Annotated in this window: 19 protein-coding genes; 9 read left to right on the top strand and 10 right to left on the bottom strand. The window is 52.4% G+C overall.

The window, feature by feature from the left end; genetic code table 11:
• Positions 1-155: 155 nt before the first annotated feature.
• The 3 genes from grpE to ABJM21_RS04120 are packed head-to-tail and all read right to left on the bottom strand — an operon-like array spanning position 156 to position 2456.
• Complete coding sequence (gene grpE / locus ABJM21_RS04130) at positions 156-752, bottom strand: nucleotide exchange factor GrpE (RefSeq protein WP_348302664.1); 597 nt, start codon at positions 750-752, stop codon at positions 156-158.
• Positions 753-763: 11 nt separating this feature from the next.
• Positions 764-1807: a heat-inducible transcriptional repressor HrcA gene (gene hrcA, locus ABJM21_RS04125; protein ID WP_348302665.1), complete on the bottom strand. Its 1044-nt coding sequence runs from the start codon at positions 1805-1807 to the stop codon at positions 764-766.
• A gap of 55 nt (positions 1808-1862) precedes the next feature.
• A complete protein-coding gene (locus ABJM21_RS04120) occupies positions 1863-2456 on the bottom strand; it encodes a hypothetical protein (RefSeq protein ID WP_348302666.1) in 594 nt (197 codons plus the stop codon).
• Positions 2457-2527: 71 nt separating this feature from the next.
• Here ABJM21_RS04120 and rph point away from each other — a divergent pair, with 71 nt between their 5' ends.
• Together rph and rdgB are read left to right on the top strand one after the other, a co-directional pair.
• On the top strand, positions 2528-3241 hold the full coding sequence (gene rph, locus ABJM21_RS04115; protein WP_348302667.1) for a ribonuclease PH: 714 nt from the start codon (positions 2528-2530) through the stop codon (positions 3239-3241).
• 8 nt (positions 3242-3249) lie between these two features.
• The gene (rdgB, locus tag ABJM21_RS04110; RefSeq protein WP_348302668.1) at positions 3250-3882 is read left to right on the top strand and encodes an RdgB/HAM1 family non-canonical purine NTP pyrophosphatase; all 633 of its coding nucleotides are present in this window, start codon (positions 3250-3252) and stop codon (positions 3880-3882) included.
• A 13-nt stretch (positions 3883-3895) separates the two neighbouring features.
• Here rdgB and ABJM21_RS04105 read toward each other — a convergent pair whose 3' ends face one another.
• The gene (locus ABJM21_RS04105) at positions 3896-4630 is read right to left on the bottom strand and encodes a CAP domain-containing protein (protein ID WP_348302669.1); all 735 of its coding nucleotides are present in this window, start codon (positions 4628-4630) and stop codon (positions 3896-3898) included.
• On the opposite strand from ABJM21_RS04105, the gene hemW reads away from it, so the two are divergent.
• Together hemW and ABJM21_RS04095 are read left to right on the top strand one after the other, a co-directional pair.
• Entirely contained in the window at positions 4622-5818 is a 1197-nt protein-coding gene (gene hemW, locus ABJM21_RS04100) for a radical SAM family heme chaperone HemW (protein ID WP_348302670.1), read from the top strand. The genes ABJM21_RS04105 and hemW overlap by 9 nt on opposite strands.
• A gap of 755 nt (positions 5819-6573) precedes the next feature.
• The gene (locus ABJM21_RS04095) at positions 6574-7473 is read left to right on the top strand and encodes a tyrosine recombinase XerC (protein WP_348302671.1); all 900 of its coding nucleotides are present in this window, start codon (positions 6574-6576) and stop codon (positions 7471-7473) included.
• 94 nt (positions 7474-7567) lie between these two features.
• Here the strand turns inward: ABJM21_RS04095 and ABJM21_RS04090 are convergent, their stop codons facing one another.
• Complete coding sequence (locus ABJM21_RS04090) at positions 7568-9820, bottom strand: penicillin acylase family protein (RefSeq protein ID WP_348302672.1); 2253 nt, start codon at positions 9818-9820, stop codon at positions 7568-7570.
• A 55-nt stretch (positions 9821-9875) separates the two neighbouring features.
• Between ABJM21_RS04090 and ABJM21_RS04085 the strand changes: the two genes are divergently transcribed.
• Complete coding sequence (locus ABJM21_RS04085) at positions 9876-11015, top strand: helix-turn-helix domain-containing protein (protein ID WP_348302673.1); 1140 nt, start codon at positions 9876-9878, stop codon at positions 11013-11015.
• Positions 11016-11083: 68 nt separating this feature from the next.
• Here ABJM21_RS04085 and gshB read toward each other — a convergent pair whose 3' ends face one another.
• Genes gshB through rsmI form a run of 3 tightly spaced genes read right to left on the bottom strand, consistent with a single transcriptional unit; the run spans position 11084 to position 13276 of the window.
• Positions 11084-12031, bottom strand: a complete 948-nt coding sequence (gene gshB / locus ABJM21_RS04080; protein ID WP_348302674.1) for a glutathione synthase — start codon at positions 12029-12031, stop codon at positions 11084-11086.
• A gap of 49 nt (positions 12032-12080) precedes the next feature.
• A complete protein-coding gene (locus ABJM21_RS04075) occupies positions 12081-12434 on the bottom strand; it encodes a YraN family protein (RefSeq protein ID WP_348302675.1) in 354 nt (117 codons plus the stop codon).
• The gene (gene rsmI / locus ABJM21_RS04070; RefSeq protein ID WP_348302676.1) at positions 12431-13276 is read right to left on the bottom strand and encodes a 16S rRNA (cytidine(1402)-2'-O)-methyltransferase; all 846 of its coding nucleotides are present in this window, start codon (positions 13274-13276) and stop codon (positions 12431-12433) included. Before rsmI ends, ABJM21_RS04075 begins: the two co-directional genes overlap by 4 nt.
• A 1-nt stretch (position 13277) precedes the next feature.
• Between rsmI and ABJM21_RS04065 the strand changes: the two genes are divergently transcribed.
• Positions 13278-14495: a penicillin-binding protein activator gene (locus ABJM21_RS04065; protein WP_348302677.1), complete on the top strand. Its 1218-nt coding sequence runs from the start codon at positions 13278-13280 to the stop codon at positions 14493-14495.
• Between the two features lie 48 nt (positions 14496-14543).
• Here ABJM21_RS04065 and fsa read toward each other — a convergent pair whose 3' ends face one another.
• Positions 14544-15197 (bottom strand): fructose-6-phosphate aldolase, encoded by a 654-nt coding sequence (gene fsa / locus ABJM21_RS04060; RefSeq protein WP_348302678.1) that lies wholly within the window; start codon positions 15195-15197, stop codon positions 14544-14546.
• Positions 15198-15339: 142 nt separating this feature from the next.
• On the bottom strand, positions 15340-16014 hold the full coding sequence (locus tag ABJM21_RS04055) for a DUF4197 domain-containing protein (protein WP_348302679.1): 675 nt from the start codon (positions 16012-16014) through the stop codon (positions 15340-15342).
• Between the two features lie 67 nt (positions 16015-16081).
• Between ABJM21_RS04055 and ABJM21_RS04050 the strand changes: the two genes are divergently transcribed.
• From ABJM21_RS04050 to ABJM21_RS04040, 3 genes are all read left to right on the top strand, one after another.
• Positions 16082-18280 carry a primosomal protein N' gene (locus ABJM21_RS04050; protein ID WP_348302680.1) on the top strand — a complete coding sequence of 733 codons (2199 nt, stop codon included), beginning with the start codon at positions 16082-16084 and terminating at the stop codon, positions 18278-18280.
• Between the two features lie 120 nt (positions 18281-18400).
• Positions 18401-19948: a trypsin-like peptidase domain-containing protein gene (locus ABJM21_RS04045; RefSeq protein WP_348302681.1), complete on the top strand. Its 1548-nt coding sequence runs from the start codon at positions 18401-18403 to the stop codon at positions 19946-19948.
• Positions 19923-21188, top strand: coding sequence for a TCR/Tet family MFS transporter (locus ABJM21_RS04040; protein ID WP_348302682.1), 1266 nt, complete (start codon positions 19923-19925; stop codon positions 21186-21188). The genes ABJM21_RS04045 and ABJM21_RS04040 overlap by 26 nt, the downstream gene beginning before the upstream one ends.
• The last annotated feature ends 1 nt before the right edge of the window (position 21189 follow it).

Here is a 21189-nt window from a genome sequence, read left to right as displayed (position 1 = left end):
ATCATTATAGTTTGAGTATCGCATAAAATATCCTTCTTTTATATCTAAGCTGCTCCTAAGATATATCTTTATAAAGAATATGCAATGACGTCCTTTGCGAGAAATCGCTAAGAAACTAGAAAGGAAAGAAAATTTCTAAAATATGCGGAAAATATCTATTCTGGCTTCTTCGCTACACCGACGAAAGCGGGTCGTAGCAACCTGTCCTTGATCATGTAACCGGCCTGCATTTCTTGCACGACGGTGCCCGGTTCCTGCTCATCGGTTGGTACTTCGACCATTGCCTGATGCTGGTTAGGATCCAGCGGTAAGCCAACGGATGCAACACGTTTGATGCCGTTTTTCTCAAAAACGGTTTCCAGTTCCCGCCCGGTGGCTTCGATACCGCCAATCAGGCCTTTCCACTTCTCTTCATTCTTGATCTCGGTCGGAATGGCAGCGAGAGCGCGTTGCAGATTATCCGAAACGCTCAACATATCCCGAGCGAAGCCGGTTGCGGCATAGGCTTTGGCGTCTTGCGCATCTTTCTCTAACCGGCGGCGGACGTTCTGCGTTTCGGCCTGCGCATAGAGAACCTGCTGTTTGGCTTCGGCCAATTCATTTTCAAGGGCGGCGATGCGCTCTTCTTGCGAAGATTCATCCGAGGCCTGGTCACCGCCTTCTTTCAATGCCTCTGGAACACCGTCCAGCTCTGCGGCCGCGGCTTCGTCCAGTTTCGCATCTTCATTTTCTTGTGGCTTATTATCACTCATTATTTCGTCACTCATTTCAACAATCTGGACAGCGTTTGTGCTGTGAAATCTACCATGGGTACGACGCGGGCATAGTTCAAGCGGGTGGGACCAATAACCCCGACCACGCCGACCACTTGTCCATCGCCGTCTTTATAGGGGGCCGCTATCACAGATGAGCCGGAAAGGGAGAATAATTTATTCTCTGCACCGATAAATATTTTCGCCGCCTCTGCATCGCGGGCATTATCCAGCAAGCGGGCGATTTCCTGTTTACCCTCCAACTCGTCAAGCAGCTGCCTCACCCGATCGAGATCGTCCAGCGCCCCGTCTTCCAGCAGATTGGCCTGCCCGCGTACGATCAGGATAGGTCGTTCTGCCGGATCCTGAGTCCAGGTGACAAGGCCGCGCTGGACAAGATCTTCCGACGCTTTGTCAATCGCCGTCCGGCCGGCCTGAATATCGCGATCTATCCGGGACAAAGCCTGCGACAATGTTATCCCGCCATATTGTGCAGTAAGATAATTGCCAGCCTCTACCAATGCGGATTCCGATATGCCGATGGGCAGATCAAGCACGCGGTTTTCCACGCCGCCATCCTGTGACACCAGAATAGCGAGCCCCTGCCCTTCGGACAATTTTACAAAACTAAATTGTTTGAGCGTCGGTTCGCGCTTGGGCACCATGACCAGGCCAGCGCAAGACGACAGACCTGACAAGATGCTAGTAGTCGCGCGCAAGGCATCTTCGACCGGACCGCTCTCGCTAATCTGGCTCTCAATCGCATCGCGCTCCTCTCGCGAAGGCTCTGCTGCCTGCATCATACCGTCAACAAATAGCCGCAGTCCCAATTCGGTTGGCATCCGCCCGGCGCTGGTATGCGGTGCGGCGAGCAGACCAAGTTCTTCCAGATCCTGCATGACATTGCGGATCGAGGCTGGAGAAAGCTCGAGACCCGGCGCCTTGGATATGGTTCGCGAACCGACCGGTGCGCCACTATCCAGATAGGATTCCACCACCACGCGGAAGATATCGCGGGTCCGGTCGTTCATTTCGGTAATGGGCGTGGTTGTCATGGAAGGGTAGATAGATCATCCAACGGTTCGGCTCAACAATCGAGCACAGTAGTAGTTATTTTAAGCTCAGTTTTTTAGAATAGGTTATTGGCAAGTAGGATATCACGTTTTCTATGATATCGACTTCCCGTTGCACATCTCGCTGGCATTCTTTGGACAAATGCCGATGATCATCAACCCAGTTTGGATAAATAGTGTAGAATGGTATTGAATAGTCATCTCCGAACTTCAATATCACCGGCGGGCCTTCATTGGTAATCATGCTGCATATGTTGTTTCTCTCCCCCCGTTTTAGGGGCCAATCAATTTCAGCGAGCTTTTTTCGAACAGAGATATTTTCGAAGTTAGATAACTTGAATTTTTCGGACTTGAAGGAGTTGGCCATGTCAAAAGAGCACCCATGATCTCCGATCATACCATCATTGAACCATCGCACATGACCTGTTCCATCCGGTTCGATTTCGAAAACAGCTTTTTTCGAGCAGGCAGGCAAGCTTGATGGCCGTTCGAAAAATTCAATCGAGATTGAGATTGCCAAGCGTTTCAAAATTCTTTCTCGCTCGGCAAAGGAACTCTCGAAGAAGCTGCAACCTGTAGCTAGAACGAACAATCCCAATATTGAACTTCTAGCTCCCATTTTAAAAAACATAACATCCTCTGCTTGGCAGTTGTGGCGAGTCTAGCTATCCCACCCCTTCAAAACCACAGGAGAATCATCACATGCGCCCATCAGGACGCGCGCTCGACGAGATGCGCGCTATTTCTATCGAAACCGGATTTACCAAACATGCTGAAGGCTCCTGCCTGATTAGCTTTGGCGATACCAAAGTCATTTGCACCGCCAGTATCGAAGAGCGCATTCCACCATGGCTCCGCGGCAAGGGTGAAGGTTGGGTTACAGGCGAATATTCGATGCTGCCCCGCGCCACCAATACCCGCAATTCCCGCGAAGCGGCACGCGGCAAACAATCGGGCCGGACACAGGAAATTCAGCGCCTTATTGGTCGATCCCTGCGCGCCGTCGTCGATATGAAGAAACTCGGCGAACGTCAGATCACGGTAGATTGTGATGTTATACAGGCCGATGGCGGCACGCGGACCGCGTCGATCAGCGGCGCATGGGTAGCGCTGCGACTGGCGGTCAACGGTCTGCTCGATCAAAAGCTGATCAGCGAAGATCCGATTGAACAGAAAATCGCAGCCATCAGCTGCGGCATCTATAATGGCAATCCGGTGCTCGACCTTGACTATGACGAGGATAGCAATGCCGGGGCTGATGCCAATTTTGTTTTGACAGGAGATGGCAATATTGCCGAAGCGCAGGCTACGGCGGAAGGCGAGACATTTGATGACGAAGGCCTGATGCGATTGATGCGACTGGCCAAAATTGGCTGCGGGCAAATCTTTGAGGCACAGGACAAGGCAGTTTCCTGAGCGCATTGATGACCGAACGCCGCAAACTCTCGCCCGGCAAGCTGATCATTGCCAGTCATAATCAAGGCAAGGTGCGTGAGATACGCGCCTTGCTGGCTCCTTTTGGTATCGAACCGGTGTCGGCGGGAGAGCTGGATTTACCGGAACCAGAAGAGACTGGGACAACCTTTGCGGAAAACGCGTTGCTGAAAGCGCGAGCCAGTGCAGAGGGCGCCAATTGCGTGGCGCTGTCCGATGACAGCGGGCTTTGTGTTAGCGCGCTGGGCAATGCGCCGGGTGTCTATACCGCCGACTGGGCGGAAGCCGACACCTATGAGGGCGGACCCGGTCGCGATTGGTACATGGCGATGGGTAAGGTGGAAGGGAAGCTGGCCGAACTGGGGCCGGAGACTGATCGCAGCGCTCATTTTGTTTGCACTTTGGCCCTTGCTTGGCCTGATGGACATTCGGAAATATTCGAAGGTTCCGTGCAAGGCACTTTAGTTTGGCCGCCGCGCGGGACGCTGGGCTTTGGCTATGACCCCGTGTTCCAACCTATTGGTTTTAAACAAACTTTTGCCGAACTTGACCCCCAGCAGAAGCACGATATGAGTCATCGCGCCGATGCGTTTAACAAGCTCGTCAAAGCCTGTTTTGACTAAGTCCTCCGATTGATCAGGGGACGGTTCTGCCAATGAAATTGCCCGGCGGACTGTAGCGGCAGACCAAGACATCGCGTTGGCTGTTGCTGGCAATACCGCACCCGATCTTGGTCGTTCCACGCCAGATGATTTGCGTATAGTGGCCAACATCCTGCCACCGGCCGGTAGTGCTAACATCCGGGAAAGTACCCGCGACAAAAAAGCGTTTTTCGTTAATCCAGCCATCAACCATATCCTGGAATGAAAATGCTCCAGCCGTTCCCGCCCATAGATTCTCACCCTGATTGGGCCGCGAGGAGCCCGGGCTATGTTCGAAGCGGCCATTGGCAATCAGTGTCTCCGCATAATCCAGTGCTGCGGCGCTAAGCGCGGCATCAAGCTCGACTGCCGGAACACCGACTTCCGCGCGCGCAGAATTGTGCGCTGCCAACATGACTTGCAGCATCGTGCTGCCAGGCGGCGTTGGAGTAGGCGTCGGTGTCGGCGTTGGCGCTGGGGTGGGCGCCGGGGTAGGCGTGGGTGTAGGTGTTGGGGCCGGGGTAGGCGCAGGAGTTGGTGTAGGCGCAGGCGTTGGGGCCGGCGTAGGTGCTGGCGTCGGAGCCGGAGTAGGCGCTGGGCTGGGCGCCGGAGAGCCCGGCAAGGTTACATCCGGAGGACTTCCACTTTCGCCGCCACAACCAACCAAAAGTGCCAGCATTGCTGCTTGCACGAAATAGCGTCGATGCTTAGTGATCCGCTGATGCTTCATAACCCGTCCTCTCCCGTTTCAGCGAAGCAGATGGACCGTGACGAGATTGCACTCTATATTCACTGGCCGTTCTGCATCGCTAAATGTCCCTATTGCGACTTTAACAGCCACGTGCGTGATCAAGTCGATCATGACACATGGCGCAGCGCCCTCTTTCTCGATCTCAGACATGAATATAAAGTTAACCCAAGCCCTAGAATAAGCTCGGTTTTTTTCGGCGGCGGCACCCCGTCGCTCATGCCCCCTCGGCTCGTCGCGGACCTGATTGCGGAAGCAGATAAGCTGTGGGGCCTGATCGAGGGGTGCGAAATCACATTAGAAGCTAATCCTTCGTCGGTTGAGGCCAGTAAATTTGCAGATCTGGCATCTGCTGGCGTTAACCGGGTTTCCTTGGGATTACAGTCGCTTGATGACAAAACTCTGCAATTTCTGGGTCGCGCCCATGACGTCAAAGAGGGCCTCGCCGCGCTCGCAACGGCACAGCAGAATTTCGACCGCGTGAGTTTTGACCTGATTTATGCACGCCCCGGCCAATCCTTGCATGATTGGCAGTCGGAACTTGCACAAGCTCTCCGTTTTGGCACTGGCCATATGTCACTCTATCAGCTCACCATCGAACCCGGCACCCGCTTTGAAACACTGGTACGGACTGGGGAGCTTGTCCCTGCCGATGATGATCATTGTGCGGACTTATTTGATCTGACGCAGGAAATGACGACCGCGGCTGGCCTGCCAGCCTATGAGATTAGCAACCATGCCCGCATCGGTGAGGAGAGCCGCCACAACCTGACTTATTGGCGCTATGGAGATTATATCGGCATCGGTGCTGGTGCGCATGGACGGCGGCTTAAAAGCGCAACCGAGCGACACAAGAAGCCCGAAAACTTCCTGTCGGCGATTCAGCGTAACGGTAATGGTCTGAAAGTCGAACAGGCGCTGTCACCGGATGTGCGAGCGGCGGAGGCGCTGATGATGGGATTGCGGCTGGCCGAAGGTCTTGATTTGGCAGCGTTAGAAGCGAAAACCGGGCTGGCTATAGCGGAGATGATTGACAGTCAGGAAGTCTCAAAACTTGCCGAAATCGGACTTGTTGAAAGAACCGGTGATCAACTAACCATAACGTCCAGGGGCATGCCCCTACTCGATGCCATCTTACCGAAAATCATAGCTGACGTACTCCGCACTTGATGCGACTTCAATCCGCTTACACCAGTACAGAAACAGTTGGCGGGTTTTCTTAAACTTCTCGCATCGGGCAATCTGTTTGTGAGGTTACTCGCCAGCAACTATGTGAGGCAATCCGTTAGAATGAAATTCACTATTGTTGAGATATTTACGCAAAGTTGACGGTGCAATCAGTAAACACATGGTAATTTGCTGTGTGTAGGCCGGGCACCTCCGATCGATAGACGAGCGTAACTTCGATCTTCCCTTCACGCTGTAGAAAGGCCTGATTAGCCTTCTCAAAATCGCGTCCTTGCAATATTGAATTATGAAACTGCAACGCAGCTACCAATGCTTCGGCATTTGTATTGCATGAATTTGGACTAAGTTTTGTCGCGTGCCCGACGAAAAACATCACTACACTAAGAACAAAAAGCCCCCCGAAGAAAGCAATTAATAGATTTTCTGTAACTCTGTTCATGTTGGTGCAGTAACATAATTATTTTTCATTATGTTACATTATTTTACATAAAAATAAACATCCATAACCAGAGATTGGCAAGTATTTGACAATCTGCGATTTCGTCCGGAAAATTTTCGGAAGTTTTTGTTTCATTAGTGTTAGAGAAGGCACTCACAAAGACCATATTGTGATTTCTTGTTACTTTGAGTTCCAGACTTTGGTCCAGTCGATATGCTCAGGCCTGCACCGGTCAACATGAGCGGAACACAATAATCTGCATTTGGACTTTATCCATCAGCGCTGCTAGATTCTCCAGATGGAAACCGCCAACGCCCTCATTCAGGACTTTTCGCGCCATTTGCGCGAGGGTCGACGTCGTTCGCAGCATACGGTGCGCGCCTATATCACAACGGCTGAGCGGTTTTGCACTTTTCTAACAGAGCATCTCGGTGGCGCAGTAGGTGCCCCGCAAATCAAGGCGCTCCAGCAATCGGATATCCGCTCTTATCTCGCTTTTCGCCGCGCAGCCGAGTTGTCCAATAACAGCGCGGCGCGCGAGCTATCCGCAATTCGTGCATTCCTGAAGTTTGTCGGCGGTGACGGTAACCAGATACCAAAGATCAAAGGCCCCAAGGTCACGCGTGGTGTCCCCCGCCCTGCCTCCCCCGATGATATTATCGCAATGGCTGAGGATATTGCCGAAAGCGCGAGCAGCGATTGGGTTGGCGCCCGCGACTGGGCAGTCTTGTTGCTGCTCTATGGATCAGGCCTGCGGATCAGCGAAGCGCTCGATCTGACCGGCGATTTCCTGCCCTTGTCCGATACGCTGCGCGTGACCGGCAAGCGCGGAAAGACCCGGATCGTGCCCCTACTCCCCCAAGTGCGCGAAGCCATCGAATATTATATCGATATCTGCCCCCATGTGATGACCCCGGAGGAAGCCATATTCCGCGGCAAGCGAGGCGGGCAACTATCCCCCAACCTCATTCGCCGCGTAGTCCAACAGGCTCGCAGAAAGCTCGGCATATCAGACAAAACAACACCGCACGCCTTGCGCCACAGCTTCGCCACCCACTTGCTCGCCGGCGGTGCCGATTTGCGAAGCCTGCAAGAACTGCTCGGCCATGCAAGCTTGAGCAGTACGCAAGTTTACACGGCGGTGGACGCGGCCCATTTGCTGGATGTGTATCAGAACGCCCATCCGAGAGCTGGTTGAATTCGCCTCAACGCTTTGTCCGCTATGGGCGCAAAAGCGGACGTAATTTCTAGGAACTTAGCCTTCTCAAAAACGAAACTACTCCCCACAGCTATCAGCGTTTTTCTCCCGGTCGATATGATTTGACTGCTGTTCTCTTGATATCTTTTTCATCGAACCAGACCGGCTTAAGCTTTTGCTTAACGTACAGTCTTGCTTGATCGAAATAATGTGCAGATCCCGGATATCTACTCTGCCCATAGGCCATAACGGATCGCGCTTTCACCTTAGGGGCGAATTCCACTACGCTTACATAAGAATGGCCATGATTGCCGTAGCTTTTGCTGGACCCATTTTCGGTTTGGGTATTGAACGTCATGATCGCGCCCATATAAAACGGCGTACCTGGCGACGGTAGATCATTATGCGAAAGCGGCTCATTTGTTCTGCCGCTATGTTCCGATCTTTTCAGCCTGTTAAAATGACCATATGGGATCCGCCAGTCGCCGTGATATTTTTCCAAAAGCGCAGTTGCCTTTCGGAGCCGGCCGATCATCGGATAAGTGGAGTCATCGCCGCGAATGTGGAACATCGTGACATAGAGCGCAGCGCCAATTGAGTCAGCATCTGCCCGTTTATCCCAATCATTGAGGGTATTCAGCGCCTCCTTCAATTCTGGTTCCGCCTTTTTGCCGTCGGGTGAAAACTTTGTCCATTCCGCCTTTAGTTTCCCGATATCAGCAGCAGCGGTGGGTAAATACGTATCAAACGCAAATCGCGATAATTGTTCCAGCGAGACTTTTTCTTCCCCCGCAATCATTTGTCTGGATCGTTTTGCGATCGCTGTATCGCGATCAGATCCAAACATATATGCTGGGTAGTCAGTCTTTGTTGGATTGGTGCCGTCTGTTGTAAAAAAAGGCGAGCTGTTGGAATTTTGTAAATAGCCTGAATCCGGGTCTTCAACTTGGGGCAGGTCCGCGAGAGAGAAAAAACCCCGCCAGTCTGTTTCAGGATTGCTGCCGTCAACAGGTTTAGACCAATCCAACTGGGCACTGCGTATGGGAATGGCGCCGCCATAGACGTAAAATATATGTCCGTCCCGCCCAGCATAAATCAAATTATTATAGGTGATATTCATAGGTGCGATTGCACGTTTGAACTCAGGCAGAGTGCGCGCCTTACTCATATTAAAAAACTGCTCCAGCACGCCTCCTTCGGACAGCTTCGCCACTCTTAGCGCGAGGTGTTTGCCTTCTGGGCCGTCAAACAACGGACCGTGTCGGGATTTTTCAAAAACATAGTCTTGATGTTTGTTTCCATCCGGAGTGGCGACGGTAATTGTTTCGCTCCACTTTGACGTCATCAGTATCTGGCTACCATATTGATATGAGCCTGACGCCTTATCGACGAATTTCTCTTCATAGACATCGTTGATGTCAGGATCATTTGCGGTGATCGACCAACCCATTTCTCCATTATGTCCAGAAATCGGTAAGATCCCGATTCCATAAGCCAACTGACCCGAGACGTTCAGACCTTCGTCGCTGTGAAGAGACATTTCATAAGGCGCATCAAGCGGGATATGCGGGTTGATAAACAGCATGGGGTGTCCCGATGCGCTTTTGGAGGGTCCGATCGCCCACATGGTTGAAGCAAGATATCCGGAAAACGCAGCGAGAATATTGGGCTCCCCAATTTGTTTTTGGGTTTCCCCGTCAATACCCGAAACATGAAATAAACGATAACCAACCAAAGCATGCCACGGCTCAAAATGTGTGATCAATTTGGGTTTGATATCGGGCCGGGTCTTCAAAAAATAGTTCATGCCCTCTGCAAAAGCATCACAGAGCGCCTTAATTTCAGGTGGCGCTTTCAAATATTCCCGCCTGGAATGTCTTTCGATTTCCAGCTTTCTTAGAAAGATGTCCCACTGCAGCCAATCGGACCCGCTAACCGATGCAGCGCGCCCCAACAACTTTATGTAAGCCTGCTCCATGTAGTGAAATTCATCCTCGGCGCGCGCATAAGTGGCACCGAAAACAACACTGGCGTCCGTGGGTCCGAAAACATGCGGAACTCCAAATCCATCCCTGACGATTGTTACGTTTTCCGCCAAAGTAGGCTCATCTACGATTATATCTGAAACTGATTGGCTGTTAGGTCGAATTTCTGAACCGTGCAGAGCGCAGCTTCCCGACACCACCAGGAACGGCAGGATAACGGGCAAGCGAAATGTTCTGTATAGCATATACAAGCCTCTTTGTTTGGTCAGTTGAGTGCTGGTTAGACCAGAAGCGAGACGGTGGCGTCCGTTTGGATGCAGCGAGACGAAATAATCCTGCTGTGATTGTTTCGCTATGGACATCGATCCGGCTAAGTAGGATGAAACTACATCACTTAACCGGCGGCTATCTCTCCTTATGGATTCATCTCTCAATCTGAATGCCTGGAATTTGATCATCCTGATCGGGGCATTGCACGGATTGATGATCAGTTTGTTGCTGGTTTTGTCTGGAAAGAACCGCAAGTCTGGCAACATCATGTTGTCGTTGATGCTGCTATTCTACACCTTGCCTGTGTTGCGCGTGGTGTTGCATGATATGGGTTTCATAAGGTCGCTGGGTTACTCGTTTCTGTCCGTGGAACTGTTATACGGCCTCGGCCCATCGCTCTATCTCTACACAAAGACGCTCACCAATGCCCAGTTCCATCCAGGCAAGTTAGATTTGCTTCATTTTTTGCCGGTTGTGCTGGAAATCATCTACTATTCCAGCCCATTTTACCAACGGCACGAATTTTACTTTTTTGCCGAGTCCATTAATATCGACCATTTCATCTGGATGGTGGAACAAGCAGGAGCAATTATATCCGTTTTTTTCTATCTATTCCTTACAAATCGGATTTTGATGAAATACTCAAAATGGATCAGAGAAAACCATTCAGATATCCACAAAAGCACTTTAAGCTGGCTGCAGAAACCCGTATTTCTCTATACACTCTTTTTTATTCTATGGTTCAGTTTAAGGGCGATCGACGTCTTACAGTTCAGTGACAGCCTAGACATCTCAAACTACTATCCTTTCCTTCTTTTTCTGTCATTGGGCACTTATTGGATTGGTACACAAGGCTATCTGCATACGCAGATTTTAACGACCGGATTTGACGAAAGTCGAAGAAAAAATGCGGAGCAAAAAACTGATCGGGCGCAATTAAGCTCGTTATTTGAAGAACTTGAAAGGGTCATGTCTCAGGACAAACCCTATCTAGATAGCGATTTGAGCTTGACGGTTCTCGCTAACCACTTGCAGATAAACCAGAGATTGCTGTCAGAAGTAATCAACTCTCAGGCAGAAGTCAGTTTCTACGAATATATCACTGGGTATCGCATTGAAGCGTTCAAGCAATGCCTTCTGGCTAGTGGCGACCAGCTGCCCCTTATTAACCTCGCTTATGATTGCGGCTTTGGATCAAAAGCGACGTTCAATCATGCCTTTAAGAAAAACACCGGTGTGACTCCGTCTCAATATCGAAAAAGCCTGCAGAACCAGCGGGAGAGATGATGTGTTGAAGGAGAGATTCTCATTAAGAACCTAATGTCCGCTTTCGGGATCTAGCGGACATTCTCAATTCACCCCAACCGCCCTTCAATCGCATCCCAAATCATACCGGACGTGTCCGTGCCATTAAACTTATCTATCGCCACAATTCCTGTCGGCGAGGTCACGTTGATCTCGGTCAGCCATTTGCCGCCGATCACGTCGATGCCGACAAAGAGCAGACCAAGCCGTTTCAAATCGGGCCCCATTGCCGCGCAGATTTCTTTTTCGCGATCGGTCAGTCCAGCTGCTTCGGCATAACCTCCTTGCGCCAGGTTGGAACGGAACTCGCCTTTGCCGGGCTTGCGGTTGATCGCGCCTGCTACTTCGCCGTCGACCAATACGATGCGCTTGTCGCCTTCCTGCACTTCGGGAAGAAAGGGTTGGATCATATGGGGCTCTGGCCATGTCTGGTTAAAGACTTCGATTAAAGCGCTCAAATTGCTGCCGTCTTCCGGGATCAAGAAGATAGCTTTGCCGCCATTGCCGTGGAGTGGCTTCACGACAATACCACCATGTTCCTCCTGAAAAGCGCGAATTTCATCAATATTCCGTGAAACCAAAGTGGGCGGCATATATTTGGCGTAATCCAGCACATAGACTTTCTCCGGTGCATTGCGGACGGATACCGGATTGTTGACTACAAGCGTCTCATCCTCGATCCGCTCCAGCAAATGGGTTGCCGTGATATAACCGACATCAAAAGGCGGGTCTTGCCGCATCAGCACGACATCAATATCGCGACCAAGATCCAGTCGAACCTTCTCGCCAAATTCATAGTGATCGCCTTCGACTTGCTGCACCTTGACCGGGTGCGCGAGTGTTGTGAGACGGCCGGCTAGATAGGTCAGGTCTTTGACATCATAATGATACAGCCGGTGGCCGCGCTTCTGTGCCGCGATCATCAGGGCGAAGCTGCTATCGCCGCCAATATTGACTGTTTCCATGGGATCCATTTGCATGGCAATTTTCAGGGTCATAACGGCACTTTCTTACGTCATTGAGCTCAAGTCATTGGGATTGGCGGGATTAAAATCCATGCCAGACATTGGTTAAATGGGTCGGCAGACAGCGCGGCGCAACCAAAATCACATCGATGCGGGCATCTTCGCCATTTTGGCAATATTCCGGATAGAGGATTTCCGCCGCTGCGGCGACGCGTTTTAACCGATGATGATCGATTGCCGTTTCCAAGTCCGCTGCTTTCGTCCGCGCCTTCACCTCGACAAAGGCGACCAGACCGGCCCGCTTGGCAATGATATCAACTTCCCCCCGCACAGTCCGTGCGCGCTGTGCCAAAATTCTCCAGCCATGTAACCGCAGCCAACCCGCCGCAATGCTTTCTGCGCGCCGCCCTTGTTGCTCGGCCCGCTTGCGATTCATTTTTGACGTTCCGCCTTCCAGCGATTTGCTAGATCATAGAGCATTTTTCGGTCAGCACCGAAAGCGCGGGCAACTTCGCCTGCAGCCTTGGCTGCCGGCAGGCGTTCCAGAGCCAGACGCAAAGCCGCCTCAATATCTTCACTGCTAGCGGGTTCTGCCGCACCGGGCGGACCGATTACGACAACTATCTCGCCCTTTGGTTTCTCACTCGCATAACGATCGGCGAGCATGATCAGGCTCCCAGTTACTGTTTCTTCAAATTTTTTGGTGATTTCCCGAATCACAGCGACTTCCCGATCGCCCAAAATATTCAGCGCATCTGCGAGCATAGCGCCAAGGCGCGAGCCATTTTCGTAAAAAATAAGCGTCGCCTTCACCGGCTTCAATTCTGCCAAAACTTCCCCGCGCGCTTTCGTTTTGCTCGGCAAGAACCCTTCAAACAGAAACCGGTCGCTAGGCAATCCAGACAGGGTCAAAGCGGCGATGACAGCGCTTGGTCCGGGAACGGTCGTGACATGAATGCCGGCCGCCTGCGCGTCGCGCACCAGCTTGTAACCTGGATCAGAAATCAGCGGTGTACCGGCATCGCTCACAAGTGCGACAATTTTACATCCCATTGCGGCTAATATTTCATGCCGTTCCCGCTCCCCCTTATGGTCATTATAGACCACCATTTTCTTCTTTTTTTCTATATGATTCAGCAATTTACCGGTAACCCTTGAGTCCTCTACCAAAACAAGGTCAGCAGCCGACAAAATTTCTTCTGCGCGGCGGGACAAATCTCCGAGGTTGCCGATTGGTGTGGCGACGATATACAGGCCATGTTCAATGGGAGCAGACATAATGAAGGCCATGGCAGATAAATCGCGTATAGGACAGAGTGAAACAACGGACCTATCCACCATCCAAAGCGGGCGGCGCGGCCTGTTGAAATATGCCGGGCTCGCTTCCATCATTTTTCTGGCTGGTTGTGAAACGGTTGTGCCGCGCGGCGGCGACCGCGCACCAACGCCGACACCCACACCGCCGCCTGTGACCAGCGGTTTGCCATCAGACAAGACTCATCACCGGATCGCATTGCTGGTTCCATTGTCCGGTAAGAATGCGGGTGTTGGGCAATCCCTTGCCAACGCGACCACCATGGCGCTGCTCGATACCAAAGCGGGCAATATCCGCATGACCAATTATGATACCGCAAAAGGCGCGGGGGCGGCGGCGCGCAAAGCGGTTGCTGATGGCAATAAATTGATCATCGGCCCTCTACTCAGCGACAATGTCGTTGCGACCGCCAATATCGCCCGCCCGGCCGGCGTCCCCATCCTGAGCTTTTCCAATGATGCCGGTGTTGCGGGCAACAATGTATTTCTGCTTGGTCACATTCCATCACAATCTATTGATCGCGTTGTAGGCTATGCCAAATCGAAGGGCATGAGCCGCTTTGCAGCGCTGGTACCCAATGGCGTTTATGGCCAGCGAGCGTCATCGTCCTTGTTGCGCTCGGTTAAAGACGTGGGCGGAACGGTGGTATCAATCCAGAATTTCAACCGTGACTCCAAGTCTGTTGAGGCCGCTACCAAGAAGCTGTCTCAAAATGGTGAATTTGATGCTGTGCTGCTCGCTGACAATGGCTCCATGGCAATAAAGGCTGCGCCCTACATCCGAAAAAATGCTAGTGGTACCGCCAAGATACTCGGCACCGATTTGTGGAATACCAGCAGCAGCCTTGCCGGTGCCCCATCAATGCGTGGAGCTTGGTTTGCTAGCGTTTCAGATGGTCTATACCGGCAATATGCTGGCAAATATCGCAGCCGCTATGGCCGCGCGCCATTCCGGCTTTCCAGTCTGGGATATGACTCGGTTCTGCTCACTGTGAAAGTGGCGCAAAACTGGAAAGTAGGCACGCCCTTCCCGATCAAGCAATTGACTGATACCGGTGGGTTCATTGGCCTAGATGGCGTCTTTCGCTTCCGCCGCAACGGCATCTCAGAACGCGCGCTGGAAGTACAAGAGATCAAGAGCGGCAGCTTCACTGTAGTGGACGCGGCACCGAAGGGTTTTTAGGAGCTTGAGCACCATCCCAGCGAAGGCTGGAATGGTGCAGTATTCCAATTACCCAATCTGCTGACCGGTATCTTTCCAGTCCGCCAAAAATCCTTCAATGCCTTTGTCGGTCAGGACATGTTTAAACAAACCGCGAATGACATTCGGCGGCATTGTACCGACATCAGCACCGATCCGTGCTGATTCCAGGACATGGATCGGGTGCCGGATAGAGGCGACCAGAATCTCTGTATCAAAGGCATAATTGTCGTAGATCAAGCGAATGTCATCAATCAGCTTCATACCGTCAAAACCATTATCGTCATGTCGACCAACAAAGGGAGAGATAAAACTCGCGCCCGCCTTGGCGGCGAGCAACGCCTGATTGGCTGAAAAGCAAAGCGTCACATTGACCATCGTGCCATCACTCGTCAGGGCCTTGCAGGTTTTCAGGCCGTCAATGGTCAGTGGCACTTTGATGCAGACGTTGTCTGCAATCTTGCGCAGCACTTCAGCCTCTTTCATCATCGTTTCATGATCGAGCGCAACGACTTCGGCAGAAACGGGGCCATCGGTCAGTCCGCAAATCTCTTTGGTGACTTCCACAATGTCGCGGCCAGATTTCTTGATCAGCGACGGATTTGTGGTCACACCATCGACCATTCCCGTTGCCGCGAGATCGGCAATTTCAGCGGTATCGGCGGTATCAACGAAGAATTTCATGGACTTGTGCTCCTATAAGCGGGTGCAATGATTAAAGTTACGCAAGACCTAACCTTTTTTGGTCAAAGACGAAACAGATCACGAAATTAGCTTGTGCAGAAAGCTGTGGATAGCTTGGGGGCTATTAGTGGTCAAAATCCAATCAGCTCAAACCAAATATTCCGATCAGTACGGGATCATTGGTCGCTTGTGGATTGGCCCTAATCTTCGCTTCCTCGGCGCCGATTGCAAGATAGATAGCATCGCTGACCTTTGCTGTTACATCTTCGCTAATGTCTGCAAAATTGATATCGCTGACTTGAGAGAGCACAAGATTGATGATTTCATTGTCAAATAGGTTCAACCCTTTGCTAACGCCCGGCAACATCTGGGTAGCAAGCGACGTCCCAAGTTGGTTTTGCAGCAATGTTGTAGCAGCACGGTTACTGCCTTTGATAATCGCGGCGGCGTCGGCAATGCTCATACCCCTGATCGTGTCGGCTATAACAGGTGCAGCCAGCTCCGCCCCTTTCTCCGCCGCGCGATTTACTTGTTTAAGCAGACGTTTCTGGATCGGCTTTGATCGCAGCATCGCTGTCGCGATATTGGTCACACGCGTCCCGCCCAGTTTCTCTGGCACAGACAAGCGAGCAACCTGACTGTCAAAAAAACCATTGGGCTGTATCAATTGGGCGAAGGCATTTTGTGATGACAAGGTAAGCAAGCGTCTAATCGCATCGGTCAAACTAAATGCTGGAAGACTCGCACAGCCCGGTAATGCAAGCATGGTCACAGCGGCACCCGCGGCCAGAAATTTACGGCGTTCGATATTCTGCATGATTATAATCCCCTAATCCCTCTGCTCTCTCATAGCAGTTGGTGACGCAATCCCAAAGCATGCTTATATGGCAGGTATGAATCGCATAGATGCACCCATTAAAAACAGAGTAAGAGTGATATTGCTCAACGCTGCCCTGGGACCGCTTGACTACCGGGTGCCAGAAGGCATGACTGTGCTTCCTGGTTCGATTGTCATGGCTCCGCTCGGTCCGCGTAAAGTGCCAGGTGTGGTTTGGGATGCTGACAGCTTTCCAGTGGATGAAATTGACGCAAAGAAATTGCGCCCCCTCCTAGAGCTCCGCGATGTACCGCCTCTGTCTGCGCCGTTGCGACGGCTGATTGAATGGACCGCACGCTATTATTTCGCTTCTCCCGCTTCCGTCCTGCGGATGGTGTTGTCGAGCGGTGCAGCCTTTGCCGATAATCGCCCGATCACAGAATATCGGCTGAACGGCAATGCCCCGGCGCGCATGACGCCGCAGCGAGAACAGGCGCTGGAGAAACTCGCTGATGTACAAGGCACCGTTAGTGAGCTGGCTTTTAGGGCCGATGTCTCAATCGCAGTGATTAGAGGATTGGAAAAAGCGGGCGCGCTGGACAGCAGCCAGGCCTCTCCTTTTGCAGACATCGCGCGCCCCGACCCTGACTTCGCCAAGGTTGATCTGAGCGACAATCAAAATACGGTCAGTGAAACGCTAATCCAAGCGGTTCAGGACTCGGTTTTCCAACCTTATCTGCTGGATGGGGTGACGGGATCTGGCAAAACCGAAGTTTATTTCGAAGCAGTGGCCGAAGCTCTGCGTCAAGACAAACAAACCTTGGTCCTGCTCCCCGAAATCGCTCTCACCGAACCCTTTCTCGACCGGTTCAAAGCGCGCTTTGGTACCGAACCGGTTGCTTGGCATAGCGGGCTAAAACAATCCGACCGCAAGAGAAACTGGCGCGCGCTTGCCGATGGCGATGCGAAAGTCGTGGTCGGGGCAAGGTCAGCGTTGTTCCTGCCCTATAAAAACCTTGGCCTGATAATCGTTGATGAAGCTCATGAAGTTAGCTTCAAACAGGAGGATGGCGTGCGCTATCATGCCCGCGATGTCGCAGTGATGCGCGGACTATATGAGAAAATTCCGATCGTGCTGGCTTCTGCTACACCAGCGATTGAAAGTCGCCATCAGGTTGAACAGGGCAATTATGAGTTGCTAGAATTGCCCGCCCGCTTTGGTGCGGCTACTTTGCCAGAGATCCAAGCGCTTGATCTGACGCAAGATATTCCGGCACGCGGCTCTTGGCTGGCACCGACACTAATCAACGCGCTTGAAGAAAATTTGGGTAAGGGGGAACAATCCCTATTATTCCTCAACCGCCGGGGGTTTGCACCGCTGACATTGTGCCGGACCTGCGGCCACCGGATCAACTGCCCCAATTGCACAGCATGGATGGTCGAACACCGGCTGACCAAGCGCCTTGCCTGTCATCATTGCGGTCACGTCATGCCGCAACCGGAAAAATGCCCGGAATGCAGTGATGAAGATTCCCTTGTCGCTTGCGGTCCGGGCGTCGAGCGTATTTGCGACGAAGTAAAAATGCTATTTCCACAGGCGCGCACTGCCATTGTCACATCCGATACAATCTGGTCGCCGGCAAAGGCCGGTGAATTTGTTGCGCAGATGGAAGCTGGTGCGATTGATATCGTCGTCGGCACACAGCTTGTTACCAAAGGCTATCATTTTCCCAATCTGACTTTGGTGGGAGTGGTCGATGCCGATATCGGCTTGGAAGGTGGCGATCTGCGCGCGGCTGAACGAAGCTTCCAACAAATTTCACAGGTAGCGGGCCGCGCTGGTCGTGCCGAAAAACCGGGTCATGTCTATGTTCAGACACGTATGCCGGGTGCGGCCGTGATTCAGGCTTTGATAAAGGGCGATCGAGATGGGTTTTATGACGCAGAAACCGAATCCCGCCGCGCCGCCGCTGCGCCTCCCTTTTCAAGACTCGCCGCTGTTATCGTATCTTCCGAAGATAATGCAGAAGCGATTGAGGCCGCACGCCTGATCGGCCAGACAGCACCCAAGATTGAGGGTTTTGCGGTCTATGGCCCAGCGCCTGCTCCGCTTGCTATGCTTCGTGGGCGTCATCGGCATCGTTTGCTGATCCACGCGCACCGCTCGGTTGAGTTGCAGGATATCATGCACGAATGGCTCGAAAAGCTGGAATGGCCCAGAGCAGTCAGGGTGGGCGTTGATGTAGATCCCTACAGCTTTGTTTGATCTTGAAAAATGGAACAAAGTTATGCTCCGCACTTGATGCGGAGCCTAGGGTAATGGTAGCGCTGCTTCCACTCTGGGCGCTGCATCAAATGCGGAGCACGAAACACTAAAAGGTTACCGATGAACCGCTTTCTTAAATTTTTTGCTTTCACGCTTGCTGTTCTGTTCGCTGGCCCGGCCCATGCCGATCCCGCCGATATTAGCGCAGCCAGCCGATCTGTCGTGCGCGTTGTGCTAGCAGCCACCGATGGCGATAAAGTAGCCTTTGTCGGCCATGGTAGCGGGTTCGCAGTTGCTCCCGACAAGATTGTCACCAATGCCCATGTCGTTGAAATTGCCCGACAGGAAAAATCCGTTGTGATTGGCATTGTCCCTTCACAGGGCGGCACCAGCTATGGCGGCAAGGTCATCGCATATTCGCCCGGTAATGATCTGGCACTGATTCAGTTGCAGGATGGCGGAAGACTACCACCAATGACAGTTTTTAGCGGTCCGGTTGCGGATGGCGCGGATGTTGTCGCAGTTGGCTATCCGGGTTCGGTGGACAGGGCCCAGGGCCTCAACCTCGACGATCTTATTAATCCGATGTCACCGGTAAAAACGCGCGGTTCGGTATCAGGCGGACGCACGACGAAGCAATTTGACACGATATTGCACACAGCGCCTATTGCCAGCGGTAATAGCGGTGGTCCGCTGATCGACAATTGCGGCCGGATATTAGGTGCGAACAGCTTTGGATCGCTGTCAGACGGCAATGATGCGGAATTCGGATTTGCAGTATCCAGTCGCGAAATCCTCTCATTCTTGCGCAGGGCCGGCGTTAAAGTAGGGCTGACCGCTACGCCCTGCCGCTCTGCCGCTGATATCAGTTTGCAAGAACAGCGCCGCGAGGCCGCTGCCCGTGCAAAAATAGAGGCTGCTCAAAATGCCGAGACTGCGCAGCGACAACAGGCCGAAGCAAAGCTGCGGACGACCATCTCACAGGACATTATTGCCGAGCGAGAGAATCAGATGGCAATTGCCGCATTGATGCTGGTGCTGTCGCTGGTCGCAGTGGGCGGCGCAGGCTATCTTATGTTGCAGGACAAGCGCACCCCAGCGATCGGAACGGCAGGCGGCGCGGCATTACTATTGGTCGGTGCAATCCTCGTTTTTCTGTCCCGACCGGCTTTTAATGAAATTGACGACCGCGTCGCAGCTGCACTTAAGGAACAATTGCCTGATGAAAACGGCACGAATGGTGGGCAAAGTCTGGCCACTGCGGGTAAATATCAATGCCGCTTAAATGCCGAACGCAGCCGGATTACGGTATCTCAGACGGACTCTCTCGAGATTGACTGGGCAGATGGCGGATGTGTTAACGAACGCACCCAATATGGCCGCGATGGCGGCAAATGGTCCCGCATCTTTGTACCCAATCAAGAGCAAACCGTGACAATCAGTAGCTTTGATCCCAGCAGCGCTGAATTTACCACCGAGCGCTATCTTTTGGGACTATCGGCGATGACCAAAGCGCGCGAAATCCGCAAACAATATGGCAATAGAGCTTGCACTACCGATGAGAAAGCATTGTCGGACATCGCGGAAATGGTGAAAGCGATCCGTACCGAGCTACCCATGCAAACCAACGAGCGGTTGGTTTATGAATGCGAAAAATCTTCCGAATGATCGAAAGCCGACTATGATAGCAGATCGGCAGCGCAAATCAGCCATGCGCTTTGTGCTGCTGACTGTGTTCATCTATTCGGTAGGGTTCGGTATCATCATGCCGGTGTTGCCTGAGCTTATTCAGGAGCTGGAGGACGTTAGCCTCTCCGAAGCGACGATGATTGGCGGCTTTATAAGCGCCTCTTATGCACTGTTCCAGTTTCTCATGGGACCGTTGGTCGGCAATTTGGGAGATCGCTTTGGCCGCCGCCCTGTATTTCTGGTCTCCTTGCTCGCGTTCGGAATTGACTTTGCGCTGATGGGCTTTGCCACGTCGATTGTCTGGCTGTTCATAGGCCGATCCATTGCGGGTGGACTTGGTGCCATATTCGGGCCAGCCAATGCCGCCATGGCCGACATGTCGAGCGACGAAGATCGCGCCAAAAGCTTCGGTCTTGTCGGCGCAGCCTTTGGCATCGGTTTCATCGTCGGCCCGGCCTTGGGTGGCTTTTTGGGCGATTTTGGTACGCGCATCCCGTTTTTTGTGGCCGGCGGATTGGCCTTCCTCAATTTCATCTATGGCTGGTTTGCTTTTCCCGAAACAATGGCGCCAGAGCAGAAACGTAGTTTTGACTGGAAACGCGCCAATCCACTGGGCGCGCTCCTGAACCTACGCAAATTGCCTAACCTGCTGGGTGTCGCCGTGATCTATTTCCTGTGGATGCTCAGCAGTTCGATCTATCCGACCAGCTGGTCCTTTTTCGCCCCCGCGCAATATGGCTGGGATAGCAAGATGGTGGGATTATCGCTAACCTGTGTCGGCCTATCCATGGCACTGGTTCAGGCCTTTTTGATCGGTCGTTTTGTTACTGCGGTTGGTGAACGGAAAACCGCAATATTCGGCATATTTGTCGCCATAGTGATTTTTGCCGTCTACGTGCTGGTCGATGTTGGTTGGGTCGCGCTGTCCCTATGTCTGGTCGTTGGATTGCAAGGCATGGCAATGCCCAGCATCAACGCAATGATGTCCCGCCGCACACCAAGCAATATGCAGGGAGAATTACAGGGTTTTAACGGCAGCATGGCTGCGCTCGCCGCACTGATCGCGCCGCTGCTTTACAATGGCTCGCTTTCCTATTTCACTAGCGATGCAGCGCCATTCCGTTTCGTCGGTGCACCATTTTCAATTGCAGCATTTATCGGGCTGATCCCGCTAGTCCTGTTGATGACTATCAAGCCAGCACCGGACGATAAGGGTTAAG

It is taken from the genome of Parasphingorhabdus sp., from assembly GCF_039977335.1.
Taxonomy (GTDB): Bacteria; Pseudomonadota; Alphaproteobacteria; order Sphingomonadales; family Sphingomonadaceae; genus Parasphingorhabdus.
This window is presented reverse-complemented; position numbering and strand designations above follow the sequence as displayed.

Excerpts from the sequence above, each read along its gene's own strand:
- ABJM21_RS04105 (WP_348302669.1), bottom strand. The coding sequence starts at position 4,630 with ATGAAGCATCAGCGGATCACTAAGCATCGACGCTATTTCGTGCAAGCA.
- ABJM21_RS04050 (WP_348302680.1), top strand. The coding sequence starts at position 16,082 with ATGGCAGGTATGAATCGCATAGATGCACCCATTAAAAACAGAGTAAGA.
- ABJM21_RS04065 (WP_348302677.1), top strand. The coding sequence starts at position 13,278 with ATGAAGGCCATGGCAGATAAATCGCGTATAGGACAGAGTGAAACAACG.
- hemW (WP_348302670.1), top strand. The coding sequence starts at position 4,622 with ATGCTTCATAACCCGTCCTCTCCCGTTTCAGCGAAGCAGATGGACCGT.
- ABJM21_RS04085 (WP_348302673.1), top strand. The coding sequence starts at position 9,876 with ATGGATTCATCTCTCAATCTGAATGCCTGGAATTTGATCATCCTGATC.
- ABJM21_RS04040 (WP_348302682.1), top strand. The coding sequence starts at position 19,923 with ATGAATGCGAAAAATCTTCCGAATGATCGAAAGCCGACTATGATAGCA.
- grpE (WP_348302664.1), bottom strand. The coding sequence starts at position 752 with ATGAGTGATAATAAGCCACAAGAAAATGAAGATGCGAAACTGGACGAA.
- hrcA (WP_348302665.1), bottom strand. The coding sequence starts at position 1,807 with ATGACAACCACGCCCATTACCGAAATGAACGACCGGACCCGCGATATC.
- fsa (WP_348302678.1), bottom strand. The coding sequence starts at position 15,197 with ATGAAATTCTTCGTTGATACCGCCGATACCGCTGAAATTGCCGATCTC.
- ABJM21_RS04055 (WP_348302679.1), bottom strand. The coding sequence starts at position 16,014 with ATGCAGAATATCGAACGCCGTAAATTTCTGGCCGCGGGTGCCGCTGTG.
- rsmI (WP_348302676.1), bottom strand. The coding sequence starts at position 13,276 with ATGTCTGCTCCCATTGAACATGGCCTGTATATCGTCGCCACACCAATC.
- rph (WP_348302667.1), top strand. The coding sequence starts at position 2,528 with ATGCGCCCATCAGGACGCGCGCTCGACGAGATGCGCGCTATTTCTATC.
- ABJM21_RS04120 (WP_348302666.1), bottom strand. The coding sequence starts at position 2,456 with ATGTTTTTTAAAATGGGAGCTAGAAGTTCAATATTGGGATTGTTCGTT.
- gshB (WP_348302674.1), bottom strand. The coding sequence starts at position 12,031 with ATGACCCTGAAAATTGCCATGCAAATGGATCCCATGGAAACAGTCAAT.
- rdgB (WP_348302668.1), top strand. The coding sequence starts at position 3,250 with ATGACCGAACGCCGCAAACTCTCGCCCGGCAAGCTGATCATTGCCAGT.
- ABJM21_RS04045 (WP_348302681.1), top strand. The coding sequence starts at position 18,401 with ATGAACCGCTTTCTTAAATTTTTTGCTTTCACGCTTGCTGTTCTGTTC.
- ABJM21_RS04090 (WP_348302672.1), bottom strand. The coding sequence starts at position 9,820 with ATGTCCATAGCGAAACAATCACAGCAGGATTATTTCGTCTCGCTGCAT.
- ABJM21_RS04095 (WP_348302671.1), top strand. The coding sequence starts at position 6,574 with ATGGAAACCGCCAACGCCCTCATTCAGGACTTTTCGCGCCATTTGCGC.
- ABJM21_RS04075 (WP_348302675.1), bottom strand. The coding sequence starts at position 12,434 with ATGAATCGCAAGCGGGCCGAGCAACAAGGGCGGCGCGCAGAAAGCATT.